Genomic DNA, 13,204 nt, shown 5'->3' on the forward strand with positions numbered 1-13,204 from the left:
ATGAAAAACGCGGCCTTAGGGTTACAACATCTTTTGGCGATGTATGCAGGAGCGATTTTGGTGCCGCTCATTGTCGGTGACGAACTTGGATTGACATCAGAACAGCTGACTTATCTCGTAGCTATTGATATTTTAATGTGTGGCGTAGCTACCATTTTACAAGTATTGCAGAACCGTTTTTTCGGAATTGGACTGCCAGTCGTTTTAGGCTGTACATTTACGGCAGTTGGTCCGATGATAGCAATTGGCAGTCGTTATGGTGTGACTGCTATTTATGGAGCCATTCTTGTATCGGGACTTTTTGTTATAGCTGTAAGTGGTATTTTTGGCAAATTGGTGAAGTTCTTTCCTCCTGTCGTTACAGGCTCGGTTGTAACGATTATCGGGATTACGCTTATTCCTGTAGCGATTAACAATATGGGAGGCGGTCAAGGAGCAAGTGATTTCGGTTCTTTAGCTAATATTAGTCTCTCATTTGGAACGTTATTATTTATTATTATTTTATATCGATTTGCAAAAGGGTTTATGAAATCTATTGCTATTTTAATAGGCTTAATCGTTGGAACAGCAGCTGCTGGGATGATAGGTTTGGTGGACTTCCAAGCCGTTCAAGAAGCCTCTTACTTACATTTACCGCAGCCATTTTATTTTGGAGCGCCAACATTTGAATGGTCTGCCATCCTAACCATGATTTTAGTGGCGATTGTATCATTGGTTGAATCAACAGGCGTATATTTTGCTTTAGGAGATATTACAGAACGAAACATAAAAAGCGACGATTTAGCAAATGGCTATCGAGCGGAAGGGTTAGCTATTTTATTAGGCGGTATTTTCAATGCATTTCCTTACACAGCTTTTTCACAAAATGTTGGCTTAATCCAAATGACCGGTGTTAAAAAGAAAAGCATTATTTTGATTACTGGGGGTATGCTTGTGACACTCGGCTTTATCCCTAAAATTGCTGCTTTAACTACGATTATTCCAACGCCTGTATTAGGTGGTGCGATGATTGCAATGTTTGGTATGGTTATCTCGCAAGGAATCAAGATGCTCGGCCCAGTGATTATGAAATCGTCTGAAAATGCCATGATTGTGGCATGCTCAGTAGGGATGGGCTTAGGTGTAACTGTTGTTCCTGAACTGTTTGCTAATTTTCCTGAAAGTATCCAAATTTTAACGAGTAACGGTATCGTAGCAGGAAGTGTAACCGCGATTGTTTTAAATATTTTATTTCATATGCTTCCATATCGAAAAGAAAATAAGCATATCGTTCTTCACGAACAAAAGGCATAAATCTAACGTATAATGCAAGGTTGTTAGAAGAGTTTGGCTAAACGGCTTGTCGTAAGCAATTGGTTATTAGAGTTTGCAAAAAAATGTAAATACTTCTTTAAGCAAGGGGATAAATGAAATGGTCTTATCCGCTTGCTTTTTAGCATTTGGAAAATCAATAGCATTGATTAAGTATCCATTTCTTGGCTATCCTGATCTGTGCACACTCCTTATGGTTTTAAGTTGTACAACATTTTCCTGTATCTGATCGCTTTCTTCTAGCCAACTTAGCGCTGTGCACTTATTTATATTCCAATTGACTTATGATAGAATAAAAGATACTTTTCTAGATGATTCGTATTCATTTGTTTTGGAAGTGAAAGGGGGAATAGAGTGGTACGTCAATCCGTAAATAATGTTGAAAATATAAATAAGCTACCAATTGTGATGGTGCTGATCACGGGTGCTTTTTTAGCCATATTAAATCAGACACTCCTTACAACTTCTATACCTCCTATTATGCAAGATTTGAATTTAACGGAGAGTACAGCACAATGGGTAACAACGATTTTTATGCTCGTAAATGGGATTATGATTCCCATTACTGCTTTTTTAATTGAGACATTCACGACGAGACAATTATTTATTACAGCAATGGGAACATTTTCAGTTGGTACATTGATTTGTGCCATATCGCCAAGCTTTTTTCTGCTAATGGCGGGAAGAGTCATTCAAGCTGCCGGCGCTGGAGTCATGATGCCGCTTATGATGACGATCTTTTTGTTTATTTTTCCAATCGAAAAAAGAGGTACTGCTATGGGGATGGTTGGGCTCGTGATCGGATCTCCAGCTTTAGGACCATCAATCTCGGGCTGGTTATTAGAGCACTTCGAGTGGAGGTCTATTTTTTATATCGTGCTACCATTAGCTATCATAAATGTCATTGTTGCTTATTTTGTTATGAAAAATATAACGAAACAAACCTATCCAAAAGTCGATAGCTTATCGATTTTATTTAAAGATAGGAAAGTATAAAATTTGTTGCTTTGGGATAAGGGAATAACTGAATAGCCACGTCCGGCTTCAGCGCCCAGCAACTAGGCGACTTTAGAAATGCGCCCTACGATAAGTCATCATCGGTTCGTTACCTCATCGTGATTCCTTTATCTCCGTCGATTCGTTCCATTCGCTATGTTGCTAAACGGGCGCCCTGCGCCTTTGTTCTCTACCCTTGGTTTTGGAGGGATTCTCTATGGATTTAGTAGTGCTGGAAATTTTGGATGGACTGATCGAATGGTTCTCCTTTCATTAGTTGTCGGTGTTATTGCATTGACAATATTTATTACGCGACAGTTTACACTCAGACAACCTATTTTGGAATTTCGAGTGTTTAAGAATAAACTATTTACGATCACGATGGTTATTGGGATCATCGGTTTTATTGGCTTAATCTCTGCAGAAACGATTTTGCCCATTTACATGCAAAATATGGCAGGCTTCACTCCGCTTGAGTCAGGCTTGATGCTTTTACCAGGAGCTTTATTGATGGGTATCATGTCGCCGATTAACGGACGGATATTTGACAGGTTTGGAGCAAGGTACTTAGTGATTACAGGTTTGTTCTTATTAACTGTCACGTCATTGCTGTATACAAATTTATCTTCAGATACGTCGTTTATTTATTTAACTATCGTTTTTGCGATCCGAATGTTTGGTATTTCCATGGTTATGATGCCATCTACAACAGCAGGGTTGAATCAACTATCCTATCGTTTGATCCCTCATGGTTCAGCAATGACGAATACGATGCGGCAAGTAGCAGCTTCGATAGGAACGGCTTTATTGATTACCATTATGACCGTTACAGATCTCGATCCTGGTCAGCAAACAACTGCTTAAGCACAAATCCATGGGGTGAACTTAGCATTTTATGTTGCAACGGGAATATCTTTTGTCGGGCTTATATTAGCTTTTTTTGTAAAAGACCAGTCATCCAAAGATATCAAAGAAAAGCTCGTTGAGCAACAAGAAGCATAAGCTTGATTTGTTTACTGTATGCTCTAATCTACGTAATTTTCATATAATATTGTGTAGAGCTATGCTAGTGAAGCATATTAAATGATATTCGTGTATGATGTGAATAGAAGGTTAAAATAACAGTATTTAGGGAACTTGCTAAATATGAAACCTGTGTTAAAGAGGTGATGTACCATGAAGTTGCTTTCAGCCATGCCAGTCTTCATTTATTCTATCTTTATAGCTAGTACATTGTTGCTTTCGTTGATTCATAACTTTCGCGATCGGTGGATACCCTTTGTTTATATGTCGATTATCTTGACGATTGCCTCACCGCTTGCTGCTTTTCTTTTTATTATAAGAAAACCGAGTGATATGAATGGGCTCATGTATATTTTGACTCAATTGTGGGATGGGAATGTATTTGCTTTTATTATTGTAGTTATCCATCTGTATTTAATTTTTTCTTTAGGTTTATTTCTAAAAGATAGTTTAGGAGAAAGATTTACATCGTATGTTTATGTATTATCCGAGAAATTAAAGCTCATTATTGAAACCAAAAAAATATCCAATAAAGGTAAAAAAGAGAAACAAGAATGATACAAGCAAGATTAATGATGACAAAGTGAAGTTTAAATCCAATGGGAGCTGTGGAACACAATTATTAGAACTATTCTTAAAGATAATTTTATCCCGTATATAAGGCGCTGTAAGACTCCCACTTCCGTAGTTGGATAATCTGTACGCTACATGCAACAAGTCTAAGTAGGAGATAACAGCTCTTAAATGCCCTATTTCGTAAGTGGCCTTTAGGTCATACCATTACGGTGCTAACAAGCCGTGGGGGATGAATGAAAACACCCCACTGATGGAAGATTCACTTTCTAGTTAATGGGAGGTATTTAGATGGATAAGCTAACATCTTTTCAACCTGTATTACCAAAAACACCCCGAGTGCTTATCCTCGGTTCAATGCCCGGAAAGAAATCGCTGGAAAAACAAGAATACTACGGAAATCCCAGGAATCAGTTTTGGGATATTCTGTTTACCTTATTTCAAGAACCGGTGGTAACGAATTATATGCAAAAGCTTCATTTTTGTAAAAAACATGGCTTAGCACTTTGGGATACAGTGGGAAGCTGTTACCGGAAAGGAAGTTTAGATGCGAATATTAAAGATGAAATCCCTAATGATATCCCTGCACTAATCGAGGTGTATCCCTCGATTAAGCTAATAGCTTGTAACGGAGGGAAATCGTATCAACTGTTAAATAAATATTTTAGGTCTGAGCTTTTAGCGTCTGTAGATATTGTGAAGCTTCCTTCTACGAGCCCGATTCCAGGAAGGTACACGAAGACTTTTACAGAAAAAGTAGAGGAATGGAAAGTGATCTTGGACTATATCGACAAATAGTGTAGTTCGAATGAAGTAAAACTTCTATTAATGGGCGTTTTTTTACCCTCTTACTATTGAAAAATAGAACAAAGGTTAAGTACCTAAGTTTTCTGGGAAAAGAAAAACGCTTTTGGCGTGCGATGCGTCGCTGACATAGCTTTTCTTGTCTGAACAAATGTGCAAGCGCCCGTTTAGCAACGTAGCGAATGGAACGAATCGACGGAGATAAAGGAATCATGCCACTAAAACAGGGGTATGCCGACGTCTGGGCGGCAAGCCCGTTTTTAGTCGGCCTTCCTCTTAGTGACGAGCCGTGGTGACTTATCGTGGGGCGCATTTCTAAAGTCGCATCGTTGCTGGGCTCATGCGCCGGACGTGGCTAGTCGGTTATTTCGTTATCCCCAAGCACTTCTTTTTATGTTTTCTTATCTTATTAAAAAGAAACTTTTTCTACGTGTCACGCCTCCGGAGAACGACATCATATAACTCAACGAACAGGAATTTAGGTGGCGTTGTGCCGCTTAGGCTTCCTTTTATCTAATTGTGGCGGTTTTATGTCACCTTAAATTCGAGGAAAAAACGTCGCTAATTTTGTCGATTATAAGAAGGAAAATAGGGTATACTATATGTAGTAGGTCTAACTAATTACTTTAAAAATGATACGAATAACTACAGCAAACCATTAATATGATAAGATTGGTTGTTTTCAGGCGCTAAAGTTCTTTTTCACACTATAGGAAAGTATAAGATTTTTTTGGTTTATAGTATAAGAAAAACAAAGGCTTCCGCCATAAGACTTGGCGACAAGCCAAGTTTTTCTAAAAAGAAAGAGGGGCGGGTAGCTGTTTCTCTTTATTTCAGAGGACGGGGGCGGCAAAGGAGTCGCAAGCGGCAACTTGCGACTCCGACGACGGTTATCCGCAAGGAGCGGCGACTTCGTTACAGGATATCATAACTATATAACATTGGCGCTATTCATCCTTTATGAACTCCATCGGCAGAGTGGCTTTACTTGCTTTCTCGGCTATTTACAATTAACAATACAAGCGTAGCGAACGAAAACATCAGTTCAAGCGTCTTGTCAATTGGTATCAATTTGTTTCAGCCCCTTTCTCTAAGGGATTACCAGTCGCCAAGCATGAAGAAGCAGTATTAGCTTCCTTAGCCCCTCTGCATAACCTGTCCTCTCCATTATACTATAATACGTACTATAATTGTGGAAATAATTAGGAAATGGTATAATATTCTCATTTTTCAATCAATTAAGCAATATTCCCTAGTCTTCGCTTGTTTTCTGTAGGCTATAAACCTGAGTTATATGCTTCTAAAGCAATGTTATTCATTTAACCTCAAATTAAGGTTGATTTTACTAGGAAAATAGGCTATAAATAGTAGTAATCATGTATTGTCAAACTAAATTTGAGCAGTGGATTTTTATATTCGTATAATCGACAGAATGAGGTGAATCGCACCTTGCTTTTGTCTGGAAGTTACATGTAAGATAAATAAAAAAGCGATGACAGAGGAAAAGTAAGATTTGTTTATTTTATCCAGAGAGCTTCGAATGCTGAGAAGAAGTTAAAAGACAAATCAGAACAATGGCCTCTATGAGCTTCGTGCTGAATGTATCCCTAATGATTAGTAGGCTTCGACGGGGTGGTGCCCGTTATCATAACCAAAGTATGAATTGTTCATTGCAAACGGTGATGTTACCACTTCTAAGTGGCTACCTTTGTAAATCAAGAGTACTTATAGAGGCTGTATATGTGAATATATAGTAAAATAAGGTGGTACCACGTAAATAAAACCACGTCCTTATCCATTTAAGATAGGGGCGTGGTTTTTGTGTAGATCACTTTAATATAGCTGTTAATCAAACATGAAAATGAAGGAATAGTACTATATAAATTTGCAAAGAAATACTACTATATCAAACTATTGGAGGAATGAAAATGTTAAAACATGTCGTATTGCAAACAGATTTTGGTTTAAGTGATGGTGCGGTTAGCGCCATGTATGGTGTTGCTAAATCAGTAGACCCATCTGTTCAAATTTTTGACTTAACACATGATATTTCTCCGTATAATATTTGGGAAGCTTCTTACCGTTTATACCAAACGATTTCGTATTGGCCGGAGGAAACAGTATTTGTATCTGTCGTCGATCCTGGTGTTGGAACAGAACGATTAAGCGTTGTTGTTAAGACGAATGCAAACCAATATATTGTGACACCAGATAATGGAACGCTTACGCACGTAAAAGCTCATATGGGCATAAAAGAAGCTCGTATCATCGATGAAAAAATAAATCGTCTGCCACGTTCTGGTGAGTCTCATACCTTTCACGGACGAGATGTGTATGCATATACAGCTGCAAGAATAGCTGCCAGGGTGATTCCCTATGAAGAAGTAGGTCCCCAACTGGAAGTTGCTCAGCTCGTTTGTTTAGCTAAGGAGCAGGCTAGCAATAATAATGGAAAAGTACGTGGATGTATCGATATATTAGATGTGCGGTTTGGTAATCTGTGGACAAATATAGACCGGAGCTTATTGATAGAGGCAGGATGTCAATATGGGGATGAGTTACATGTTACGATTTCCCACCATGAGAAAGATGTGTACAAAAATAAGATGTTGTTCGCGCGATCATTTGCTGAAACTCATTTAGGAGAATCATTATTGTATGTTAATTCCTTAGATAAAGTAGCTGTTGCCCTAAATCAAGGTTCATTTGCCAAAGCCTACCATATAGGAACAGGAACAAGCTGGAAAATAACCATTCAGAAAGTGAAATGACCGAATTGCTATTCTCCAAAAGAGCATTATTTGCTAAGATAATAATAATGATCATAACATAGGGCGAATTGTTAAAAGGACTTCGTTTCGAGGGGGAAAAGCAGGGTTGTTGCCTTTCTAACGGTCGAAGAGTTACTGCTTTCATTAAACCTCATTGCTGTTAAAAACTGTAGATGATACAGGTAGATAATAAAGCAGAGGGGGGAATGCGAGCTGCTGTTAGCCCCCACTTTGCATTTGAAAACCGCATGATGAAGAAAGGTCGGGGAAGCAGTGGCATTATTTTTCGGAAGAATTAGCTTATTTAGTTGTCTATGGATCATTGTTATTTTATTTGACAGTAGCTTTATTCCATTTAGTATAAGTTTATTTGCAGTTTCTTTTGCTTTATTCTGTCTATTATCGCTTGAAAAGCATAGTATTTATATATATGTTGCGTTATCTCTTTTATCTGTAGTACACATAACCGCTGTCGGTACAGATGATTTTTTTATTCTGTTATATCTGTACTTTCTTATCGTTGATGCAGCTTTCAGGCTAAGTGAACGTCAGCTAAGTGGCTATCTGTGTTTTAATCTGATTATAACGGTATTTTACTCCGTTCTTGTCGGAAGCTATGTGATAGAAGTTATGATTTTAGACATTTTCTTTGTTATTCTTGTCCTATCGAGCAATCGCTTAACTGCAGAGCGAACAGAACTTCGGCATATGTATGAACAGCTTCTTGGCGAGTTCAGAAAAAATAAGCGAATGCATGCTTCGGCTGAGCGAGCGGCACGATTAGAAGAAAGAACTAAAATAGCTCGAGATATTCATGATTCTGTTGGTCATCGTTTGACAGCTCTAATGATGAAAATGGAGATACTATCTATTCAAAAAAAGGAACAGGATTATGAGGAATTAAAACCAATGGCAAAAGAGGCGTTAGAAGAGACAAGAGAAGCTGTGAGAGCATTACAGAATGAAGAAATAGAGGGAATAGCATCTGTCGTTCAGCTAATTCGAAGATTAGAAGCAGAAAGTCAATTAATGGTGCAATTTACCCTCAAACAAGGCGTACTATCGATTTCGCTCAAGAATAAGCAGAGTATTACCTTATACCGAGTTATACAGGAAGCTTTAACAAATGCCATGCGGCATTCGCCCTATCGAGAAGTTCAAGTAGTTTTGGGACAATCAGCAATTGGCGATGTAACCTTTGAGATAAGAAATCGAATTCATAAAGCACGGCATTTGCATGACGGTTTTGGTTTGACAAATATGAAGCAAAGAATGAAAGAAATAGGCGGTAGTTTACATATATATCAAACGGAACAGGATTTTGTTGTTACAGGAGCAATTCCTTGTGGCGTAAAGGAGAAAGAATATCATGTGGCGGATACTAATCGTTGAGGATCAAGTCATAGTTCGACAAGGCTTAAAAATCATTTTGGAGCAAGACGAGCGAATTAATGTTCCACATGAAGCGGAAAATGGAAAAGAAGCAATTGAAATTCTTGAACAGCATCTTGTGGATTTAGTAATGATGGATGTACGGATGCCAATAATGAATGGAATTGAAGCAACTAGAATCATTAAACAGAAGTGGCCATCCGTTAAAATCTTAGTGCTAACAACATTTAATGATGATGAATATGCTTTATCTGCTTTAAAGGAAGGTGCAGATGGTTTTTTACTTAAAACTACAGAATCAAAGAAATTAATAGAAGCAGTCCACAGTTGTATGCGTGGTGGGATGACTATTCATGATGAAGTAGCTGCCAAAGTTATGCCGCGATTATTAAAGGGAATGGAACAAAAGAAAATTGATTTATCCATTTCTTTATCAGATCGAGAGTTATTAATTACGAGATTAGTAGGAGAAGGTAAAACAAACAAGGAAATTGCCCAAACTTTGCATTTATCAATTGGAACAGTTAAAAATCATTTAACGCAAATCTTACAAAAGACAAATTTACGAGATCGAACACAGCTTGCCATTTTCGCAGTAAAGCATGATTTAACATATTGAAGTCTTAGAAGATTAGCTGCAAAGCTGCAAGAGCATCCAGAGGGTTTCTTTACATTGTATGCTTGGACTAAAAACAATTTTTATAAAAAATACCTACACCTCCCTTTAGAAAGTGACCTGCGTCACTTTATTTTTTTTGCTTTAATGACTGTAGGTACTGCAAAGTTTGAAAAATAATCGGTAAACTAAATACAGGAGGAGAGGCTATGCTTGAATTAGTAAACATTTCAAAAAGGTTTAAACAAAAATATGCTGTTAAGAGTATGAATATGTTAATTGAACGCGGCGAGATTGTTGGACTGCTTGGTCCAAATGGCGCCGGTAAGTCAACAGCCATTTCTATTATGTCATCATTAGTGGAACCAACAGAAGGGGAGGTTTATTTTAAAGGTCAGAGTATTTTGAAGAAACCAGAGCCCCTTCGAAAGATAGCTGGTATCGTCCCACAGGAAATAGCTCTATACACAGATTTAACGGCGGAAGAGAATTTGCAATTTTTTGGAAGAATTTATCAGTTGAAAGGAGCAAAATTAAAAGAGCGCATCGATGATGTATTGCAAACGATCGGTTTAACGGATAGAAGAAAAGAAGTCGTGAAGAAATTTTCCGGTGGAATGAAAAGACGCTTAAATATAGGTGTAGCTTTATTGCATGAGCCGGAGTTAATCGTAATGGATGAGCCGACTGTTGGGATTGATGCACAATCAAGGAATTATATTCTTGAAACAGTAAAGCGATTAAATGCAGAAAAGAACGTTACGATACTTTATACGAGTCATTACATGGAGGAAGTCGAGTTTTTATGTGATCGTATATATATTATGGATAAAGGAAACCTCATTGCTGCTGGGACGAAAGAAGAAATTAGCCGAATTTTATCTGGTGAAAAAACGATTGTCATTGAGGCTAACCGCCTAACTGACCAATTTATCCATGAACTTAAGGTACACCCACTGATAAATAGTATGAACGCAAGTGATAAGCAAATAACGATCATGGTAGCAAAAGAGGTTAATATGTTTACAGATTTAATTAAATTAGCTGAGGAATGCTCCTTAGAACTTTGCTCTGTTCATATAAAAACGCCAACACTGGAAGATGTATTTCTTCATCTTACTGGTAGAGCTTTGCGAGATTAGGGGGGGTTCCATGATTAGACAGATTATTAAAAAGCAATTCCTTGTGTTATGGAGAAATCCTGTACAACTGTTATTGCTTATTGCTTTACCTATCATCCTCATCTTCATTTTAGGATGTGCATTAAGCAGTTTCATGAATGGTGATACTCCTGAAATTCAAGCAAAAATCGCTATTATAGAGCACCGTTCTGAAACAGAGCAATTGGACCAATTCCTACTTGATATGAATGGTAGAACAGATTTTCATAAAGAAAATATGGTGAATATGGAGAAAGCATTACCCATACAGACACTGAAATCTATTTTTAATACGGAAGCATTGTCGGAGATGATGGAGGTTGAAGAGGTTTCTGTAAGTAAAAAAGAAGAAATCTTGAATGATAATTCGTATACTGCAGTAATTGAAGTACCTGAAGACTTTACGTACAAATATCTTTCGCATACGTTGTTAAATGGTGACGAAATGGCTGAATTGCTTGTAATGGGAAATGAACAGCAGCAAATTGGCGCAGGAGTTATTCATAGTATAATAGAGAATTTTCAGCAGCAGCTTACCCTAGGGACTTTTCTTGAGCAAAAAGGGTTAGATCAGCAGATAATGAGTTTATCAGATTCTTTGCTGAAAAGTAAGCGTACAAGCCTTCAGCAAAACAAAATTATTACTGCTAAAGATTATTATACCGTCGGGATGGCGGTTATGAATGCCCTATTTATTGCTTCCACCATTGGAACGATAGCTTTTAGAGAAAAGAAAATGTTCGTGTTTAATCGCATTATTTTAGCTAATATGTCAAAATGGGTGTATTTTAGCGGCATCTTATGTTCAGCAGTGATCTTTACCTTCTTCCAATCATGTATTATTTACGGATTTGCTTGGCTTATATTTGATGTAACTTGGGAGAATATGTTTGCTTTTCTTATCATAACAATCGCATTTTCAGTTGCTGTAGGAGGAATCGCTGTATTATTAACCGCAATTAGCTATCAAATGCACTCCGAAACGATTACCAATTTCTTCTCAGGAGCTATTGTTGCCCTTATGGCTTTAGTAGGCGGAAGTTTTTTTCCTATCGGAGACAGTTCTGAATTGATCCACGTGATTGGTAATTTCACTCCAAACGGTTCTGGAATGTCCGCATACTTATCAATACTAAGAGGAAACTCGGTGCAAGAAATAAGCTCTCATATATTATTTCTCTGTCTTTTTGGTGTCGCAATGATTATCATCGCCGCTTTAACATTTCCTAAAAAGGGGGAGATGGTATGATTGCTATTTTGATTGCAAAGGCGAAACATCTATTACGTAATCCTTGGACATTTCTCAGCTTTATTGGAATGTCGATTGGCTTTGCTTTCATTACGGGATCTGCTGGGCAAGAGAATATGATCCGTGTTCCTGTAGCAGTTATGGATGATGAAGTTAACCAATCTTCTATAAAGACAGCATTAGAACAAGAAGAAGCAATTCTGTTTAAGGAAATGGAAAAAAAGGATATGTTTCAATTAATTGAAGATGGAAAAGTAGAAGTTGGTGTTTTATTAAGGAAGGATTCTTACGAGTTAGTTGTAGGTGTAGAATCTACTACGGTTACGATGGTGGATAATGCTGTACACCAAGCATATATCCAGTATTTACAGCAAAAGAAAATAGTAGATCATGCAAGCGAGTCTCGGCAAGAGAAAGATGCATTTGTAAAGGAAATGAATCATGCTTTAGATGAACCAGTGTTTACCGTCCGTGTAAGTAATTTCACCAGCGATAAAGGATTCATCTATGATTCGAGGTATCAATTTTTGTTCGGTTTTAGTTTATTCTTTGTTATTTATACGATCGGCTATAATGTACTACCTATTTTAATTGAAAAGCAGGATGGGATTTGGGATCGGCTTATTTTATCACCTGTAAAAAAATGGGATATGTATGCTGGTAATATGATTTATAGCTTTTTCGTTGGCTATTTACAGGTAGCAATTATTTTTTCGTTTTTCTATTTTATTATTGGGATTGATTTTAACGGCATGTTTATGGAGGCTTTATTGCTGTTAATTCCTTATGTTTTTACGATCGTTGCATTAGCTATTTTGTTAACCGCTGTGGTGAAAAATGCACAGCAATTTAATGCCGTCATCACGATTTTTGCAGTATGTATGGCGATGATTGGTGGGGCATATTGGCCAATTGAAATTGTGGAATCGAAAATTTTGATTGGCCTATCGAAAATAAATCCGTTAACCTATGGGATGGAAATATTACATGGAGCTGTGAATTATGGTTATTCATTTGAACAGCTTTTCTATCCGATTAGCATACTGTTATTAATGGGAGTTGTCATGATTAGTATCGGTATTCATTTAATGGAAAAACGGCATATTTGAGAAATTAAATATTTGAGTAACATATTCATGTCCCAATGTCCTCTTTGCAGAGTTAATATGTCCGCAAAGAGGACTTTTTATGTACGATGTGATTTCGTTATCAGTAAGGGAAAGAATGGTCCAATCTTTGATTTTTTGTAAGATAAGAAAATATCACTAGCGTTGCATTAAAAAATAAATGTAAAGTCAAGCAATACGAT

Annotated in this window: 11 protein-coding genes, 1 pseudogene and 1 other annotated feature; all 12 genes and pseudogenes read left to right on the top strand. The window is 37.3% G+C overall.

Annotated elements, in window-relative coordinates; genetic code table 11:
* The 12 genes and pseudogenes from KBP50_RS04360 (at nt 1) to KBP50_RS04410 (ending at nt 13,004) form a co-directional block, all read left to right on the top strand.
* Nucleotides 1-1,293, top strand: coding sequence for a nucleobase:cation symporter-2 family protein (locus KBP50_RS04360; RefSeq protein WP_050350165.1), 1,293 nt, complete (start codon nt 1-3; stop codon nt 1,291-1,293).
* A gap of 426 nt (nt 1,294-1,719) precedes the next feature.
* Nucleotides 1,720-2,283: pseudogene (locus tag KBP50_RS04365) on the top strand (MFS transporter); the annotation flags it as partial.
* 180 nt (nt 2,284-2,463) lie between these two features.
* Nucleotides 2,464-3,171 carry an MFS transporter gene (locus KBP50_RS04370; protein WP_236691354.1) on the top strand — a complete coding sequence of 236 codons (708 nt, stop codon included), beginning with the start codon at nt 2,464-2,466 and terminating at the stop codon, nt 3,169-3,171.
* A gap of 15 nt (nt 3,172-3,186) precedes the next feature.
* Nucleotides 3,187-3,309 (top strand): hypothetical protein, encoded by a 123-nt coding sequence (locus KBP50_RS22420; protein WP_269082652.1) that lies wholly within the window; start codon nt 3,187-3,189, stop codon nt 3,307-3,309.
* A gap of 174 nt (nt 3,310-3,483) precedes the next feature.
* A complete protein-coding gene (locus KBP50_RS04375) occupies nt 3,484-3,888 on the top strand; it encodes a hypothetical protein (RefSeq protein WP_050350166.1) in 405 nt (134 codons plus the stop codon).
* A gap of 306 nt (nt 3,889-4,194) precedes the next feature.
* Nucleotides 4,195-4,701: a DNA-deoxyinosine glycosylase gene (locus KBP50_RS04380; protein WP_050350167.1), complete on the top strand. Its 507-nt coding sequence runs from the start codon at nt 4,195-4,197 to the stop codon at nt 4,699-4,701.
* A 1,489-nt stretch (nt 4,702-6,190) separates the two neighbouring features.
* Nucleotides 6,191-6,503: a binding site (T-box leader), on the top strand.
* A 132-nt stretch (nt 6,504-6,635) separates the two neighbouring features.
* A complete protein-coding gene (locus KBP50_RS04385; RefSeq protein ID WP_050350169.1) occupies nt 6,636-7,478 on the top strand; it encodes an SAM hydrolase/SAM-dependent halogenase family protein in 843 nt (280 codons plus the stop codon).
* A gap of 273 nt (nt 7,479-7,751) precedes the next feature.
* A complete protein-coding gene (locus KBP50_RS04390; protein ID WP_050350170.1) occupies nt 7,752-8,870 on the top strand; it encodes a sensor histidine kinase in 1,119 nt (372 codons plus the stop codon).
* A complete protein-coding gene (locus KBP50_RS04395) occupies nt 8,848-9,489 on the top strand; it encodes a response regulator transcription factor (protein ID WP_050350171.1) in 642 nt (213 codons plus the stop codon). Before KBP50_RS04390 ends, KBP50_RS04395 begins: the two co-directional genes overlap by 23 nt.
* Nucleotides 9,490-9,695: 206 nt before the next feature.
* A complete protein-coding gene (locus KBP50_RS04400; protein ID WP_050350172.1) occupies nt 9,696-10,628 on the top strand; it encodes an ABC transporter ATP-binding protein in 933 nt (310 codons plus the stop codon).
* A 10-nt stretch (nt 10,629-10,638) separates the two neighbouring features.
* Entirely contained in the window at nt 10,639-11,895 is a 1,257-nt protein-coding gene (locus KBP50_RS04405) for an ABC transporter permease (RefSeq protein WP_050350173.1), read from the top strand.
* Complete coding sequence (locus KBP50_RS04410; protein ID WP_050350174.1) at nt 11,892-13,004, top strand: ABC transporter permease; 1,113 nt, start codon at nt 11,892-11,894, stop codon at nt 13,002-13,004. Before KBP50_RS04405 ends, KBP50_RS04410 begins: the two co-directional genes overlap by 4 nt.
* Nucleotides 13,005-13,204 lie beyond the last annotated feature (200 nt).

Origin of the sequence: Virgibacillus pantothenticus, assembly GCF_018075365.1 — a bacterium.
Taxonomy (GTDB): domain Bacteria; phylum Bacillota; class Bacilli; order Bacillales; family Amphibacillaceae; genus Virgibacillus; species Virgibacillus pantothenticus.

Coding starts and splice junctions, on each gene's coding strand:
- KBP50_RS04370 (WP_236691354.1), top strand. CDS start 2,464: ATGTTGCTAAACGGGCGCCCTGCGCCTTTGTTCTCTACCCTTGGTTTT.
- KBP50_RS04385 (WP_050350169.1), top strand. CDS start 6,636: ATGTTAAAACATGTCGTATTGCAAACAGATTTTGGTTTAAGTGATGGT.
- KBP50_RS04375 (WP_050350166.1), top strand. CDS start 3,484: ATGAAGTTGCTTTCAGCCATGCCAGTCTTCATTTATTCTATCTTTATA.
- KBP50_RS04410 (WP_050350174.1), top strand. CDS start 11,892: ATGATTGCTATTTTGATTGCAAAGGCGAAACATCTATTACGTAATCCT.
- KBP50_RS04400 (WP_050350172.1), top strand. CDS start 9,696: ATGCTTGAATTAGTAAACATTTCAAAAAGGTTTAAACAAAAATATGCT.
- KBP50_RS04380 (WP_050350167.1), top strand. CDS start 4,195: ATGGATAAGCTAACATCTTTTCAACCTGTATTACCAAAAACACCCCGA.
- KBP50_RS04405 (WP_050350173.1), top strand. CDS start 10,639: ATGATTAGACAGATTATTAAAAAGCAATTCCTTGTGTTATGGAGAAAT.
- KBP50_RS04360 (WP_050350165.1), top strand. CDS start 1: ATGAAAAACGCGGCCTTAGGGTTACAACATCTTTTGGCGATGTATGCA.
- KBP50_RS04395 (WP_050350171.1), top strand. CDS start 8,848: ATGTGGCGGATACTAATCGTTGAGGATCAAGTCATAGTTCGACAAGGC.